Raw genomic sequence first — 15,120 nt, 5'->3', positions numbered from 1 at the left:
ATGAGAGAGTAAGGCAGGGGATGGACATGGAGCCCGCAGCGTCGCTCGACCGGATCGGCGCGCTCGAACTGTTCGCCTCGCTGCCGGCCGAGGCGCTCGAGCCGGTCCGCGCCGCGATGCGCACGGCGCGGGTGGAGAAGGACGCGGTCATCTTCCGGCAGGGCGACCCGGTGTCGCGCGCCTATGCGCTGGCGTCGGGCAGCGTCCGCATCGTGCAGGGCGGCGCCGACGGCGGACAGGCGATCGTCCGCTTCATCGCGCCCGGCGAGATGTTCGGCACGGTGCCGCTGTTCACCGATCACCGCTTCCCGGCCGATGCCGTCGCCGTCGAGCCATCGACGGTGCTGACATGGTCCGAGCCGCAGCTCCTCGATCTGATGACCCGCTATCCGGCGATCGCGATCAACCTGATCCGGGCGCTCGGCGAGCGCATGGCGCAGCTTCAGGAGCGCGTCCGCGAACTCACCACCTGGCGCGCCGAACAGCGCATCGCCCAGGCCGTCCTGCGGCTCGCCGCCCAGTCGGGGCGCGACGGCTCGCGCGGCACGACGATCGAGATACCGCTGCGCCGCAAGGACCTCGCCGAATTCGCGGGGACCACGCTGCATACCGCCAGCCGGACCGTCGCGGCCTGGGAAAAGGCGGGGCTTCTGGAAAGCCGCGGCCAGCGCCTGACCATCCACGACCTCGAAGCGATCCGCCGCTTGGCCGAGGGCGACGAGGATTAAGGCGTCCCGTCCAGACGACGCCGCGCTCCGGCGCCCGTTCCGGCTCGATCCCGCAAACCGCCGGACAGTTTGATCCAGCGCAAACCCATCGCCCCGAACTCTGCTATCGTCTCTCATAGTCGAATGCGCGTCCGGCGGTCCGGGTCGCGCGGATGGAGGATGGGCGATGCTCTGTCCCGAATGTGGTGAAGTGACCGGCCCCGGGCCGCTCGATGCCCGGCATGGCGCACGCGAAGGCGCGCGCGGGGCAGGAGCGGTGCGGCGCTGGTGCGTCGCGGCGCTGCGTGGCGTCGGACGCGGCCTCTGCCTTGCGCGGCGCGGCGGGGCGACCGCGGCGGGGGAGGCCTGACATGGCGCTCCATCATTGCCGATCGGGTGAAGTGGCGCGGCTGGGCACGCTCGACGATCCGGCGACACGGACCGCGGCGCTCGCCAGGAATGCATCGTTCGAGGCGGTCCATCTGGTCGTGCGGGCCGGCGAGTCGATCGCCCCGCATCAGGTCGCCGGGTCGATGACGCTTTACTGCATCGCGGGGCATGTGCGCTTCGAGGGCGGCTCGCCGGCCGAGCTTCGCACCGGCGACTGGCTGTTCCTCGAACCCGGCGCGCGGCACGCGGTCGAGGCGGTGGCGGACAGTTCGCTGCTGCTGACGATCTTGTTCGACGAATCCGACAAACCCCAGGCGCCCGACGGGGCCGCCTGACGCACATGCTTTTCATATAGACGGGGGCTCTCGTGGGCGAATATCGCAAGCTTTGGTGGACGTTGATCGCGGTCCTGACGGTGACGTTCGCGATCCTGGGGATCTCCGGGGTAGAGGTCTATCGCAAGGCGCCGCCGATTCCCGAACGGGTGACGACCGCCTCGGGCGAGGTGCTGATGACCCGCGACGACATCATGGCGGGACAGGCCGCGTGGCAGAGCACCGGCGGAATGCAGCTCGGCTCGATCTGGGGGCATGGCGCCTATCAGGCGCCCGACTGGTCGGCCGACTGGCTGCACCGCGAACTGACCGCATGGCTGAGCCTTGCGGCGCAGGAAAGCTATGGCAAGGCGTTCGACGCGCTCGACGTCGCGCAGAAGGCGGCGCTGACCCATCGGCTGAAGGAGGAATATCGCCGCAATACGCTCGATCCGGCGACGGGCGTCGTCACCGTGTCGGACCTGCGCGCCCGCGCGATCGACCAGACCGCCGACCATTATGACCGGCTGTACGGAAACGACCCGGCGCTGCGCGAGATGCGCGACAATTACGCGATGAAGGAAGCGACGCTGCCCGACGCGGCGAAGCGCGCGGCGCTGACCGACTTCTTCTTCTGGACCGCCTGGGCCGCATCGACCGAGCGGCCGGGGACGGTCGCCACCTATACCAACAACTGGCCGCCCGAACCGCTGATCGGCAACCAGCCGACGCCGGAGAATATCCTCTGGTCGCTCGCCTGCGTCGTGATCCTGATCGCCGGGGTCGGGGCGCTGATCTGGGGCTGGGCCTTCCTGCGCCGCCACGACGACACGCCGCTCGTCGCCGCGGACAAGGACCCGCTGACGCTCGCGGCGCTCACCCCGTCGCAGCGCGCGCTCGGCAAATATCTGTTCGTGGTGCTGGCGCTGTTCATCTTCCAGGTGTTCATCGGCGGCTTCACCGCGCACTACACGATCGAGGGGCAGAGCTTCTACGGCTTCGATGTGTCGCAGTGGTTCCCCTATGCGCTGACCCGGACCTGGCACGTGCAAAGCGCGGTGCTGTGGATCGCGACGGCCTTCCTCGCCGCCGGGCTGTTCCTCGCGCCGGTCATCCACGGCAGCGATCCCAAATATCAGAAGCTGGGGGTCGACCTGCTGTTCTGGGCGCTGATCCTCGTCGTCGTCGGGTCGTTCGTCGGCAATTACCTGTCGATCGCCCAGACGATGCCCGACGGGCTCGGCTTCTGGCTCGGGCATCAGGGCTATGAATTCCTCGACCTCGGCCGCGTCTGGCAACTCGCGCTGTTCGCGGGCCTGCTCTTCTGGCTGGTGCTGATGCTGCGCTGCATGCTGCCGGCGCTGCGCCGCCACGAAGGCGACAAGAGCCTGCTCGCGCTGCTCACCGTTTCGACGATCGCGATCGGCCTCTTCTATGGGACCGGCCTCTTCTATGGCGAGCGCACCCACATCACGATCATGGAATATTGGCGCTGGTGGGTCGTTCACCTGTGGGTGGAGGGCATTTTCGAAGTGTTCGCCACCGCCGCCATCGCTTTCATCTTCGCGTCGATGGGACTGGTGTCGAAACGGATCGCGACCGCCGCCAGCCTCGCCTCCGCCTCGCTGTTCATGGTCGGCGGCGTGCCGGGCACCTTCCACCACCTCTATTTCTCGGGAACGACGACTCCCGTCATGGCGGTCGGCGCGGCGTTCAGCGCGCTCGAGGTCGTGCCGCTGATCGTGCTCGGTTACGAGGCGTGGGAACATTGGAGCCTGCGCGACCGCGCGCCGTGGATGCGCGCGCTGCGCTGGCCGCTGATGTGCTTCGTCGCGGTCGCCTTCTGGAACATGCTCGGCGCCGGGGTGTTCGGCTTCATGATCAACACGCCGGTCGCGCTCTTCTATCTCCAGGGGCTCAACACCACCGCGGTTCACGCCCATGCGGCGCTGTTCGGGGTCTACGGCTTCCTCGCCCTCGGCTTCACGCTGCTGGTGCTGCGCTACATCCGGCCGGAGATCGCGTTCAACGAGCGGTTGATGCGCGTCGGTTTCTGGGGGCTCAACGCAGGGCTGGTACTGATGATCTTCACCAGCCTGCTGCCGGTCGGCCTGTTCCAGTTCGAGGCGAGCGTGACCACCGGCATGTGGTATGCGCGCAGCGATGAATTCCTGCAGCAGGGCTTCCTCGAAACGCTGCGCTGGATCCGCACCTTCGGCGACGTGGTGTTCATCGTCGGCGCGATCGCCGTCGCGTGGCAGGTCGTGATCCTCGGCCTGGCACGCCGGGGCGCGCGGGCATGACGATCGCCGCGGCCACCGGCGGGGCGCGGAGCGGCGCAGGCTCGCCGCTCTGGCTGCGCGGCGCCTACCGCCTGTTCTTCGGGGCGGGCGCGCTGTGGGCGGTCGTCGTCGTCACCCTGTGGGTCGGCGCGCTGGGCGGCCGCTGGGTCTTGCCCACCGCGATGGAACCGCTCGCCTGGCATCAGCATGAAATGCTGTTCGGCTATCTGAGCGCGATCATCGCCGGTTTCCTCAGCGCCGCCATCCCCAACTGGACCGGGCGGCCGACGGTGACCGGATGGCGCGTCGCCGCGGTCGTCGGCCTGTGGCTCGCGGCGCGGCTCGCGATCCTCTTTTCCGCGACGATGCCGCCGCTGGTCGGTGTCGCGCTCGACGTCGGCTTCCTGGCCGTTCTGCTCGCATATGCGACGCGCGAGATCGTCGCGTCGGGCAACCGCAACAAGCCGATCCTGCTCATCCTCCTCCTGTTCGCCGCCGCCTCTGCGCTCGACCATGCCGGGGCGATGGGGATGCTCGCCGATCCGGCGCTGGGGATGCGGACCGGCTTCGCGCTGATCCTGCTGCTGATCTCGATCATCGGCGGCCGGATCACCCCGGCCTTCACCCGCAACTGGCTGATGCGGCAGGGCCGGACCGATCGGTTGCCGACAATGGCCAACCGTTTCGACACGGCGGTGATCGGGGCGACGGCGCTTGCGCTCGCGCTGTGGACCACCCGACCCGACAGCATCGTTTCCGCAGCCCTTCTGCTGGTCGCAGGAGCCCTTCAGGCCGCCCGGCTCTCCCGCTGGGCCGGCCTGAAGGCGCGGGACGACGCGCTGGTCTTCGTCCTTCACCTGTCCTACGCGTGGCTGCCGCTCGGGCTGGTGCTGCTCGGCTGCGCGATCATCCACCCGTTCATCCCGGTATCCAGCGCGATCCACGCGCTCGGCGCCGGCGCGATGGCGGCGATGACGCTGGCGGTGATGACGCGCGCGACGCGCGGCCACACCGGTCGGCCGCTGGAGGCCGACCGGCTCACCGTCGGCATCTATATTCTCGTTCATCTGGGGGCGCTGCTGCGCGTGGCGGCGCCGTTGCTGCCGATCGATTACATGCTCGCGATCCGCATCGCGGGCGGGTTGTGGAGCGCGGCCTTCCTGCTGTTCGTCCTCGCCTATGTGCCGATGGCGGTGCGCCCGCCCCCCGGCGCCCGGCGCTGATCCGGCGGCCCGCGCCGCCGCTTTCATAACCTGGATCAGGAAACCGGACGCGTCCGCGGCTGGCGGCGCGCAACCTGTCGACCGGCCGGGCGTTGCCATGACGGGACCGCCGTCCGACGAATGCGGAAGGACGGCGGCTCTTTGTTGCTTGCGGGGGGAGACGGTTTCAATCGGGGGAACGGACGGAAGGCCTGCCATGAAATATGATGCCGAGGACAGCTTCTTCGCTCGCTTGCTCGACGACGATCACGCCATCGCCGAAACGCCTGCCTCGTGGACGCATCCCCGCACCCGCCGCATCGCGCTGATCGGCTGTTTCCGGCCGCGGCGTTGCGGGATCGCGACCTATACCGCCGACGTCCACGATCATCTGCGGCGCGAACATCCCGAAATCGGCATCGACGTCTATGCGATGCGCGCCGATCCCGAACAGCCGGACGATGCCGACGTTGTCGCGGCGATCGACGCCGACGACCCCGAATCCTATGCCGCCGCCGCCGCCGCCATCAACCGCAGCGGCGCCGACGCCGTCTGGCTGCAGCATGAATTCGGCATTTTCGGCGGCCGTGCGGGCGCGATGGTGCTCGAACTGGTCGAGCGGCTCGCGGCGCCCCTCGTCGTCACGCTGCATACGGTGCTTGCCGCGCCCGATGCCGATCAGCGCCGGGTGATGGACGCGCTCGTCGCAAGGGGCTCGCGGCTGATGGTGATGAGCGAGCACGGTCGCCAGACGCTGATCGACGTCTATGGCGCGCCGCCCGGCAAGGTCGCGCTGATCGAACATGGCACGCCGGTGCGCCCCTTCGCCGCGCGGTCGCCGCTGCGCGAGCGGCTCGGCATCGGCGATCGTCCGATCCTTTCGACCTTCGGGCTGCTTGGGCCGGGCAAGGGGCTCGAAACCGCGATCCGCGCGCTGCCGGCCATCGCCGAACGGCACCCCGACATCCTCTATCGCATCGTCGGCGCGACCCATCCCAACCTGATCGCCGCCGAGGGCGAGGCCTATCGCGAAAGCCTCGAACATCTCGCCGCGACGCTGGGCGTCGGCGACCATATCGCCTGGGACAACCGCTTCCTCGATGCCGAGGACCTGCTCGACCAGATCGAGCTGTGCGACATCTATCTCGCCCCCTATCCCAATCTTGCGCAGGTCACGTCGGGGACGCTTTCCTATGCGGTGGCGCTGGGCCGCGCGGTGGTTTCGACGCCCTTCATCCACGCGCGCGAACTGCTGGCGAACGACGTCGGCGTACTCGTCGCGCAGGGCGACAGTCGCGCGATCGCCGATGCCGTCCTCGCGCTGCTCGCCTCGCCCGAAGAGCGGCACGCGCTCCAGATGCGGGCCTATGAGCGCGGCCGCCGCACCGCCTGGCCGCAGATCGTCCGCCAGAGCGCCGCGCTGCTCGACCAGGTGATCGCCGCGCCGCCGCGCCTGCTTTCGACGCCGCGGACGGCCCCGTCGCTGTCGGGCGTGTGGTCGATGTGCGACGACGTCGGCATCCTCCAGCACGGCCGTGGCCCGGTCGCCGACCGCGATCACGGCTATTGCATCGACGACAATGCGCGCGCGCTGATGCTCGCCGACAGCGTGCGCTTCGACACGGTGCAGGCCTATGAGGAGCGGGCCTTCCGCTTCGCCTCCTTCATCCAGCATGGCTGGAACCCGGAGCTGCGGGCCTTTCGCAACTTCATGGGATACGACCGGCGCTGGCTGGAGGATCGCGGGTCGGCGGACAGCAACGGCCGCGCGATCTGGGCGCTCGGCCATTGCGCCGCGCATTCGCCCTCGAACGACCTTGCGCGCTGGGCGCGCGAATGGTTCGACCGCGCCGCGCAGAGCGCGGCCAGCGTCGAAAGCCCGCGCGCGGTCGCCTTCGCGATGCTCGGCGCCGACGAACTGCTCGCGCGCTTCCCCTCGGATGCGCTGGCGGGGGAGATACTGGGGTGCGGCGCCGCCTTCCTCGAGCAATTGCGGTCCCGCTGGGGCACCGAGGGATGGAACTGGTTCGAGCCGACGCTGACCTATGACAACGCCCGCCTGTGCGAGGCGCTGCTGCGCGCCGGGCGCACGCTCGGCGTCGCGGCGTGGCAGCAGGCGGGGCTGGCCACGCTGGCGTGGCTCTGCGACCGGCAGACGGCGACCGCCGGCCATTTCCGCCCGGTCGGCTCCGACGGCTTCGGCCGCCTCTACCAGGCGCTGCCCTTCGACCAGCAGCCGCTCGAAGCCTGGGCGTCGATCGAAGCCTGCGGCGCGGCGCTGGCGATCAGCCGCGACACGCGCTGGCGCCGCCATGCCGACGCCGCGTGGCGCTGGTTCTTCGGCGCCAACGACCGCGGCGAAGCGCTGGCGAGCATCGAGACCGGCCGGTGCTGCGACGGACTGACCCCGCGCGGCGTCAACACGAATGCCGGGGCCGAATCGACGCTGGCTTTTCACCTTGCCTATCATGCGATGGACGCCCTAGTCTGGCCGGGGGGTGCCAGGAAGGACGCCGGCTTCGCGCATGCTGATATGCAGACCTGATCAATCGCCGCTACATATCCTCGATGAAAAGCTGAACGCGGACCCTTCGCGGGTCGTGCTTCGGCCCTTTCACCTCGCCTGGCAGGCAAGCGTGTCCGAACCCTCGCGCGCCGCGCAGCTCGTCAGCGACATATTGACGCTCGACGACGATCAGGCGGAGGCCGAGCTGGATATCGTCTGGCAGGATTTTTCGGAACGCCACTGGCAGATCGGGCGCATCTTCGACCAGCGTTTTGCCGAGATCGCGGAGGACGTGCGGCTGGCCCGGGCGTCGGTGTCGCCGGTCAAGCAGCGGCTGATCGGCGCCTATTTCTGCCACGAATACAGCTATGCCGCCGCGGCGCTGATGAACCCCAGCGTCGTGCCCCATCCCGACCAGAGCGGGCTGAGCGGCGGCCAGCAGCGCTTCCTGATGTCGCTGCGCGCGGTGGGCGAGGGGCATATCAGCTCGATCGCCTTTCGCGAGGGCATGATCGGGCCGGGCGGCGATTTCCGGCTGTGGCCGCAATCGGGGCCGGCGATGGCCGCGGTGGTCGACGACCGCCACCGGATGGAGGCGGACGAGGCGGTGACCGTGCACCGCCAGCCCGACAGTGCCATATCGAACAGCGTGCTGTTCCCCGTGACCGAGGCGCAGCGCAACGGGCTCGAGGACCTGCGCCTCGTTTCCTTCACCCACGACGACGGCCGGCGCGAATATATCGGCACCTACACCGCCTATTCGGGTCGGGCGATCCGGTCGGAAATGCTGCGCACGACCGATTTCGCGAGCTTCTGCCTCGAACCCTTCACCGGCCGCGCCGCGCGCAACAAGGGCATGGCGCTCTTCCCGCGCAAGATCGGCGGCCGCTACCTGATGGTCGGGCGGCAGGACGGCAAGAATGTCACCCTGCTGTCGTCCGACAGCCTGACGCACTGGGACGACGAGGGCGAACTGCTGCTCAGCCCCGAATTCCCTTGGGAATTCGTCCAGATGGGCAATTGCGGCAGCCCGATCGAGTGCGACGAGGGGTGGCTTCTGCTAACCCACGGCGTCGGCGCGATGCGCAAATACAGCCTGGGCGCCGCGCTGCTCGACCGCGACGATCCGTCGCGGGTGATCGGCCGCACCGCCTGTCCGATCCTGACCGCTGCGGAAAGCGACCGCGAGGGCTATGTCCCGAATGTCGTCTACACCTGCGGCGCGATGCGCGTCGGCGACGAACTGTTCATCCCCTACGGGATTTCGGACAGCGCCATCGGTTTCGCCACCGCCTCGCTCGACGACCTGCTCGACCTGCTGCTTTAGACCCTGATGCCATCGAATGGGATCGTCATTGCGAGCGGCGAAGCCGCGCGGCAATCCAGAGCGTGCTCAAACTGCTCTGGATTGCTTCCCCCGGATCAGGTCCGGGGTCGCAATGACGAAGGGGGACAATCCAAAGTCATCAGAGTCTAGGGCCTGTGGGGATTCGGGTTTCGGCGCGGTTTCTCCCTTCCGTCACCCTGATTCCTCCCCTTTCGTCACCCTGAACTTGTTTGGCAATGATCCTTTTCGGACAGGTAGCTGCTCCCCGGCGAAAGCCGGGGTCCAGATGGCACAGCGCGGCCTCGCATGGACCCCGGCTTTCGCCGGGGATCACCAGCTTCCCTGTCTCAGGGGTATAAACGCCAAACAAGTTCAGCATGACGAAGAAATCTGAGCCACTTGTCCGTTCGGGCGCGCCCCGCTTGCAGCCGGACCCGAAAGATCACAGCCCGAAGGGATAGGTATCGGGCCAGTCCTTGCGGTCGCCATCGCGGAGGTTAGCCTCCGGCGCGGCGGCGGCGCGTTTCCCAACCCTTTTTCGCGGCCGCCGATCGCTTCTCCGCGCTCTGGCTCGACCCGCCCTTGTGGCCGCCCTTGCGCGATGAAGCGTGGCTTTCCTTCTTGCCGCGGCCCGACCCCGATTTCTTGCCGCCGCCCGATTCCTTGTTCACCGTCGCCCAGGCGCGGCGCTCGGCCTCGGCATGGCCGACGCCGCGCTTCTCATAACCTTCCTCGATATGCTCGGCCTTGCGTTTCTGCTTGCCGGTATAGCTCGATTTGTCGCCGCGGGGCATGATCGCTCTCCTTCCTCTCTTCCCCGACAACCGCTCGACCAGGACGAGGTTCCGCGCGCGACGCGGCGCGTTTCGCTGTCCGCCGAACGGGTGGGGCGCGGGCGCTCCATGCAAAAAGCGGGACGATCCAGAGGGTTGCCGGCGGCGCCGAAAAAAGCCGCCCCCATTCTTATAATTTGAATCAAGTTTATGAAAAATAAAAATAATCTTCGACAGGAACTCTGCCGGGCCGCGCCGCGTCGAGCCTGCATCAGACATGGGAGACTCAACATGGCCTATTCACGCATGACCGGGCTTGCGGCCCTCGCGCCCCTTGCGCTTCTTGCTGCCTGCGGTAGCCCGGACAAGGCGCGGCAGGACGACAGCGGCGCCATGCCCGACGGAGAGATGACCCCGACCGAAGGAAGCATCGCGGCGGTCGATCCTCAGACCTTCGCCAACCGCATCGCCGCCAGCGACCAGTTCGAAATCGAATCCGCCAAGATCGCGCAGAGCAAGGCGAAGTCGAAGGCGCTTCGCGATTTCGCGGCGAAGATGGTCACCGACCACACCGCATCGAGCGCCAAGCTGAAGGCCGCCGCGACGACACAGGGGCTGACGGTGGACGCGTCGCCCAACGCCCAGCATCGCACCGACCTTGCCGCGCTGCGGGCGGCAACCGCCGACGATTTCGACAGCCTCTACAAGGAACAGCAGATGCGGGCGCACGAGGCGGCGCTTGCCGAACTCAACGGCTATGCCGACAGCGGAACGCAGGATGCGCTGCGCGATTTCGCGCAGGCGACCGCGACGGTGGTCGACGGGCATCTCTCGATGCTGCGCGGCATCGACGTTCCCGCCCGCAACGCTGCGGCGACGGGTACCGCCCCGTCGACCCCCGCAGCACCGCCGCCGGCCGCGCCTGTGGACAAGACGCCCGCGCAGTAGCGCCGCGATCTTGTCCGTCGCGGCGGGCGGGGGCCGGAATCGTCGAACGGGCCGGGCGCGAATCGCGACGAAGCGAGCGCCCGGCTAACATGGGTGAGGGACCCCCGTACATCGGGGGTTCATCATCCGGACCGGTTCCGAGGTACCATTCCATGCCTTTCCGCGAAATTCTCGACAGTCTTGCTGACGCCGCGCGAACGCATCGCTTGGGAGGCCTGCCTGGCGCGTAACGCCCGCGATCATGGCAAGGGCGCCGATCTGATCCGCGAGGGCGAACGGCCGCGGGCGCTGCATGTCGTGCTCGACGGGTGGGCGCAGAAATACAAGCAGCTTCCCGATGGCCGGCGCCAGATACTGGCGCTCTATCTGCCCGGCCAGCTTTGCGACCTCGACCTGTTCACCGTCAGCCGCAGCGATCATTCGCTCGCCGCGGTCCGCCGCCTGTGTGTGGCGGAGATCGGGCGCGCTGAGGCGTGCGACCTGCTGCACCGCTGCCCCAGCCTTTCGCAGATATTCTGCTGGAGCGAGCTTGTCGCCGGCGCGATCCAGCGCGAATGGATGATCAGCATCGGGCAGCGCAACGCGCAGGAGCGCGTCGCGCACCTGCTGTGCGAGCTGTATGTCCGCCAGCGCGGCAAGGCGCCGCCGAATGCCGGCGCGTGCGATTTCCTGCTCACCCAGTGGCAGATCGCGGAGGCGACCGGCCTGACCCAGGTTCATGTCAACCGCACGATTCAGGAACTGCGCCGGTGCTGCGGGGTCGAGATCCGACAGCTGCGGCTGGAGCTTTCCGACTTCGAGGGGCTGGCGGCGCTCGCGTCATTCAACGCAAACTACCTCCATTTCAACGAAGCCCCCTCCGCCGCCGAGCGCGTCGCGCCGCTGTTCGAGCCCGTCGAGACGGTGGCGCCGCTGGGCCGCTTGCCGCTGGCGGCTCCCATCCTGCAGGCGTCCGTGCCAGCGCGCAGGATGTGATTTTGGTGCCGGGGGGCGGCATGAAGGAGAGAGACATGAAGGTCGCCGATTGCATGAGCCGGAACATATGCGTCCTGTCGCTCGACAATTCGCTCCAGTCCGCGGCGCAACTGATGGCGGAAATGGATTCGGGATTCCTGCCCGTCGCCGACAAGGATGAGCTGATCGGCATTGTCACCGACCGCGACATCGCCATTCGCGGCGTCGGCATGGGACTCGCCCCGTCCGCGGGCGTTGAGGAGGTGATGAGTGACGAGGTGCGCTATTGCTTCGCCGAGGATGAGGTCGAGAAGGTGCTCCACACGATGGGCACGCTGCAGGTGCGCCGCCTGCCCGTTCTCGACCGCGACAAGCGGCTGGTCGGCGTGGTGTCGCTCAGCGATCTTGCGACGAACGGCGCGGCGCCTGCGGCCGGCGAGGCGCTCGGCGATATCGCGCAGCCCAGCGAACACCATTCGCAGCGCCTGTAAGGCGCCGGGGTTCGGTCAGGACGTCGGCGCGTCGCCCCCGTCTTCCGCCTCCAGTCCCTGATATTTGAGCTGGAGATAGCGCTCGCGCGTCGCGAGCTTGTCGAGTTCGCCCGCGGCCAGACTGCGCGCGGCCTCGCCGATCTCGCGTTCGAGCATCCTGAGGCCGCCGACCAGCGTTTCGTCGGGGGTACGCCCGGCATGCGCCTCGCCGCGCAGCCCGGCGGGGATGCGCTGATAGCCCGCGACCAGCTCGGGCAGATCCTCGCCGACCAGCTTGCGGATGTTGCCGGCCGCCGGGGTCGCGGGGTCGAGCGTCTGGAGCTGCGGCGCGAGCAGGTCGAGCTGGACGCCGATGCCGTCGACGAGTTGGCGCGCCGGCGCGGGGAGCGCGGGGCGCTGCGCCTCCAGCCATATCTCGGTACGCCCCGCGAGCTGCTTGAGGTCGGCCTTGGGCAAGTCGGCCTGGCGCGGCTCGGGGAAGGGCGGCCATTTGCCGAACAGGATTGCGACCCCGATCAGCAGCAGCGTGACCGCCATCACCCCGGCAAAGCCGAGCGGCCGGATCAGCATACCGAACAGCGCCGCCGCGATCAGCACCGCGCCGCCCGCCATGCAGATGCGGCCGATCTTCCGGAACAGATGCTGGCGGCGCAGCGCCATGCTCTTGGTGCCGATCGGCCGTCGGCGTTCGCGCGACCGCTCGATCGCGGCATTGCCGAGCATGATCGTCTGGTCGGTCTCGCTCATCGCCATCGCAGCCTCGTCAGCCCTCGAGCGCCGCGAGCGGGCTGTCGGCGCCGCCGACGCTCGCCTGTGCCTGGCTCGCGCCCTCGGCGCGCGCGATATAGCCCTTCGACTTGGCGACCTCGCCTTCCAGCGCCGTCACCGTCGTCTTCATCGTGTCGAGCGCCTTCAGCTTGAAGGTGTCGATCGCGTCCATCGTGTCGTAAATGTTCTGGAAGGCGCGGCTCAGCGTCTCCATCGGGATCGTGCTCGATGCCGCCTGTTCGTGGATGCGCGCGGTGTTGTCCTTGAGCATCTTCGACGTGCCGTCGATGATGTTCGCCGTCGTCGTGTTGAGCGCGGTGATCTGTTCGAGCACCAGCTTCTGGTTGGTCATCGCCTGCGCCACGGTGATCGCGGTCTTGAGCGCGCCGACGGTGGTCGTGCTGGCGCGGTCGACCCCCTTCACCAGTTCGACATTGTTCTTCTTGACGAGGTCGAGCGCGAGATAGCCCTGCACCGTCACCGCCATCTGGGTCAGCAGGTCCTGCGTGCGCTGGCGGGCATAGAAGAGCGCATTTTCGCGCAGGATCTTCGCCTTGGCCGGGTCGCTGCCGTCGAGTTCGTTCGCCTTCGCCTCGAGCCGCTGGTCGAGCGTGTTCGCGATGTGGACCATCTGCTCCAGCTTGCCCATCGATTCCCACATCTTGCGGCGTTCGACGTCGATGGCGGCATTGTCCATCAGCAGCTCGTCCTTGCCGTTGGCGAGCGCGGTCAGGATGCCGCTGATGTGAGTCTGGGCGCTGCGATACTGCGCGAAATAATTGCTGACCTTGCTGCCAAAGATCTTGTCGAGGAAACCGCGCTTGGTCAGCAGCTTGCCGTTCGCCGACGGGTCGAGCCGTTCGACGGTGGTGCGCAGTTCGATCAGATTCTGGCCGATGTCGGTGTCGCGGTCCATCGCCCGGACCGGGCGGTCGAGGAAGCGGTTGCTGTGGCTCGCCGCCTCCAGCATCTCCTTGCGGCCCATGTTGGTGATCTGGTCGATGCGCTTGCCGAACTCGGGCGAATTCTCGTCCTGCGCGACGAGATCGTCGATGAAGCTGTCGACGCGTTCCTCCAGCTTCGATTTCTGCTCGGTCGACAGCGGCACCAGCCCGGCGGCCTTTTCGGGCGACACGGCCGGGACAGGTTCGGGCGGCGTCAGCTTCAGTTCATCGGTGGCGGTCGCCGTCGCGGTGTCTTCGCTCATTCCACTTCCTTCCAGCCCTCAAGTCGGCTCTGGGCCGAAGCCTATATGGCACGCGGCACTGTGTTGTTCAAGCATCACACCTCTTGCGGCCGATTCAGGAACGGCGCGATCCACGCGGAGAGGATGAGCTGCGCCATATGATAGACGAGGATCGGCACCAGCACCACGCCCGCGATGGCCGGGGGAAAGAGCGTCGCGGCGAGCGGCGCGCCCACCGCGATGCTTTTCTGCGCGCCCGCGAAGAGCAGGGTGACGCGGTCGGGCCGGCGCAGGCGCAGCAGCCCGCCCAGGGCCCAGGCGGCCGCAAAGGCCAGCGCGAGCAGCGCCGCAACCGCGGCGAAGGTGATGCCGATCTCGCGGCCGTCGAGCCGGGTCCAGATGCCGCCGACCACCGCCGCGGAAAAGGCGACATAGACCGCGATGGCGATCGAGGTGCGATCCATGAAGGTCGCCAGTTCGCGATGCCGCAGCACCCAGGGACGCAGCCAGCGCTGCGCCGCCTGCCCCGCGACGAAGGGCAGCAGCAGGATCAGGGCGATGCGCAGCGCCGCCGCGCCGCTGATCGCGCCCGCGCTCCCCGCGAGCGCGGCGAAGAGGAGCGGGGAAGCGATGACCCCGGTCAGGTTGAGCAGCGCGGCGGCGACGACGCTCGCCGCGACATTGCCGCCCGCCATGCTGCTCGATGCGGTTGCCGACTGGACGGTCGAAGGCAGGATGCCGAGGAAGAGGAAGCCAAGCGCCAGGGTCGCGGGCAGGAAGGGCGCGGTCGCTGCCTGCGCGACAACGCCGAGCAGCGCCATGCCGCCGAAGCAGAAGGCGAGGCCAGCGCCCTGCAGCTTCCAGTTGCGGACGCCGTGCAGCACCTCGTCGCGCGGCAGCCGCACACCGTTGAGGAAGAAGAGCAGGACGATCGCCGCGGTCGACACGCCCTGCGCTACGGGCACCGCCTCGCCGCGCACCGGCAGCAGGCTGGCGATCAGGATCGTCGCGAGCAGGACGGGGACGAAGCGGTCGGGGAAGATGCGTGCGAGCATGATCGGGGCGATGGCGGGATGCGCGGGGATTGGCAAGACTCGTCAACAGGCGCTCCCCCCGCGGGAAGATGAATCGGGTACAGGACCCAGCGCTCCGCGCCGGGACGGCGCCGCGGGTGCCCTTTGTAGCTTTGGCCGTTGCCGGGCGAGCGCAGCCTCGTGGGCGCGCGAGGGGACAGGCGGCGCGGCGAGAGCGGGATTTTCGGCATCGAGTGGA

The 15,120-nt window shown here is 68.3% G+C and carries 14 protein-coding genes; 10 read left to right on the top strand and 4 right to left on the bottom strand.

What is annotated here, in order from left to right; all coding sequences use genetic code 11:
• The first annotated feature begins 26 nt into the window (after positions 1–26).
• The 7 genes from AC2S9W_RS01355 (at position 27) to AC2S9W_RS01325 (ending at position 8,728) form a co-directional block, all read left to right on the top strand.
• Complete coding sequence (locus AC2S9W_RS01355; RefSeq protein ID WP_486571522.1) at positions 27–728, top strand: Crp/Fnr family transcriptional regulator; 702 nt, start codon at positions 27–29, stop codon at positions 726–728.
• A 166-nt stretch (positions 729–894) separates the two neighbouring features.
• Complete coding sequence (locus AC2S9W_RS01350; protein ID WP_486571521.1) at positions 895–1,077, top strand: hypothetical protein; 183 nt, start codon at positions 895–897, stop codon at positions 1,075–1,077.
• Between the two features lies 1 nt (position 1,078).
• Positions 1,079–1,432, top strand: coding sequence for a cupin domain-containing protein (locus AC2S9W_RS01345; protein WP_067112315.1), 354 nt, complete (start codon positions 1,079–1,081; stop codon positions 1,430–1,432).
• Positions 1,433–1,464: 32 nt separating this feature from the next.
• Positions 1,465–3,714, top strand: coding sequence for a nitric-oxide reductase large subunit (locus AC2S9W_RS01340; RefSeq protein WP_241941866.1), 2,250 nt, complete (start codon positions 1,465–1,467; stop codon positions 3,712–3,714).
• The gene (locus AC2S9W_RS01335) at positions 3,711–4,916 is read left to right on the top strand and encodes an NnrS family protein (protein ID WP_486571520.1); all 1,206 of its coding nucleotides are present in this window, start codon (positions 3,711–3,713) and stop codon (positions 4,914–4,916) included. Before AC2S9W_RS01340 ends, AC2S9W_RS01335 begins: the two co-directional genes overlap by 4 nt.
• A 196-nt stretch (positions 4,917–5,112) precedes the next feature.
• Complete coding sequence (locus AC2S9W_RS01330) at positions 5,113–7,440, top strand: glycosyltransferase family 4 protein (protein WP_486571519.1); 2,328 nt, start codon at positions 5,113–5,115, stop codon at positions 7,438–7,440.
• 91 nt (positions 7,441–7,531) lie between these two features.
• On the top strand, positions 7,532–8,728 hold the full coding sequence (locus AC2S9W_RS01325) for a glycoside hydrolase family 130 protein (protein ID WP_420854251.1): 1,197 nt from the start codon (positions 7,532–7,534) through the stop codon (positions 8,726–8,728).
• Between the two features lie 497 nt (positions 8,729–9,225).
• Here the strand turns inward: AC2S9W_RS01325 and AC2S9W_RS01320 are convergent, their stop codons facing one another.
• The gene (locus AC2S9W_RS01320) at positions 9,226–9,522 is read right to left on the bottom strand and encodes a plasmid stabilization protein (RefSeq protein WP_067186191.1); all 297 of its coding nucleotides are present in this window, start codon (positions 9,520–9,522) and stop codon (positions 9,226–9,228) included.
• A gap of 270 nt (positions 9,523–9,792) precedes the next feature.
• Here AC2S9W_RS01320 and AC2S9W_RS01315 point away from each other — a divergent pair, with 270 nt between their 5' ends.
• The 3 genes from AC2S9W_RS01315 (at position 9,793) to AC2S9W_RS01305 (ending at position 11,894) form a co-directional block, all read left to right on the top strand.
• Positions 9,793–10,449: a DUF4142 domain-containing protein gene (locus AC2S9W_RS01315; RefSeq protein WP_067111874.1), complete on the top strand. Its 657-nt coding sequence runs from the start codon at positions 9,793–9,795 to the stop codon at positions 10,447–10,449.
• A gap of 180 nt (positions 10,450–10,629) precedes the next feature.
• Positions 10,630–11,424 carry a Crp/Fnr family transcriptional regulator gene (locus AC2S9W_RS01310; RefSeq protein ID WP_486571518.1) on the top strand — a complete coding sequence of 265 codons (795 nt, stop codon included), beginning with the start codon at positions 10,630–10,632 and terminating at the stop codon, positions 11,422–11,424.
• Positions 11,425–11,459: 35 nt separating this feature from the next.
• On the top strand, positions 11,460–11,894 hold the full coding sequence (locus AC2S9W_RS01305) for a CBS domain-containing protein (RefSeq protein ID WP_212598353.1): 435 nt from the start codon (positions 11,460–11,462) through the stop codon (positions 11,892–11,894).
• A gap of 15 nt (positions 11,895–11,909) precedes the next feature.
• Here AC2S9W_RS01305 and AC2S9W_RS01300 read toward each other — a convergent pair whose 3' ends face one another.
• From AC2S9W_RS01300 to AC2S9W_RS01290, 3 genes are all read right to left on the bottom strand, one after another.
• A complete protein-coding gene (locus AC2S9W_RS01300; RefSeq protein WP_255211498.1) occupies positions 11,910–12,641 on the bottom strand; it encodes a hypothetical protein in 732 nt (243 codons plus the stop codon).
• Between the two features lie 16 nt (positions 12,642–12,657).
• Complete coding sequence (locus AC2S9W_RS01295; RefSeq protein WP_067111886.1) at positions 12,658–13,869, bottom strand: toxic anion resistance protein; 1,212 nt, start codon at positions 13,867–13,869, stop codon at positions 12,658–12,660.
• A gap of 74 nt (positions 13,870–13,943) precedes the next feature.
• Positions 13,944–14,903 carry a bile acid:sodium symporter family protein gene (locus tag AC2S9W_RS01290; protein ID WP_067111913.1) on the bottom strand — a complete coding sequence of 320 codons (960 nt, stop codon included), beginning with the start codon at positions 14,901–14,903 and terminating at the stop codon, positions 13,944–13,946.
• Positions 14,904–15,120: the final 217 nt, after the last annotated feature.

The organism is Sphingopyxis sp. 550B, assembly GCF_057401805.1.
The sequence above is the reverse complement of the archived record's forward strand: the minus strand, read 5'-3'. Positions and strand labels throughout refer to the sequence as shown.

Coding starts and splice junctions, on each gene's coding strand:
- AC2S9W_RS01335 (WP_486571520.1), top strand. CDS start 3,711: ATGACGATCGCCGCGGCCACCGGCGGGGCGCGGAGCGGCGCAGGCTCG.
- AC2S9W_RS01345 (WP_067112315.1), top strand. CDS start 1,079: ATGGCGCTCCATCATTGCCGATCGGGTGAAGTGGCGCGGCTGGGCACG.
- AC2S9W_RS01355 (WP_486571522.1), top strand. CDS start 27: ATGGAGCCCGCAGCGTCGCTCGACCGGATCGGCGCGCTCGAACTGTTC.
- AC2S9W_RS01320 (WP_067186191.1), bottom strand. CDS start 9,522: ATGCCCCGCGGCGACAAATCGAGCTATACCGGCAAGCAGAAACGCAAG.
- AC2S9W_RS01350 (WP_486571521.1), top strand. CDS start 895: ATGCTCTGTCCCGAATGTGGTGAAGTGACCGGCCCCGGGCCGCTCGAT.
- AC2S9W_RS01290 (WP_067111913.1), bottom strand. CDS start 14,903: ATGCTCGCACGCATCTTCCCCGACCGCTTCGTCCCCGTCCTGCTCGCG.
- AC2S9W_RS01305 (WP_212598353.1), top strand. CDS start 11,460: ATGAAGGTCGCCGATTGCATGAGCCGGAACATATGCGTCCTGTCGCTC.
- AC2S9W_RS01295 (WP_067111886.1), bottom strand. CDS start 13,869: ATGAGCGAAGACACCGCGACGGCGACCGCCACCGATGAACTGAAGCTG.
- AC2S9W_RS01330 (WP_486571519.1), top strand. CDS start 5,113: ATGAAATATGATGCCGAGGACAGCTTCTTCGCTCGCTTGCTCGACGAC.
- AC2S9W_RS01315 (WP_067111874.1), top strand. CDS start 9,793: ATGGCCTATTCACGCATGACCGGGCTTGCGGCCCTCGCGCCCCTTGCG.
- AC2S9W_RS01300 (WP_255211498.1), bottom strand. CDS start 12,641: ATGAGCGAGACCGACCAGACGATCATGCTCGGCAATGCCGCGATCGAG.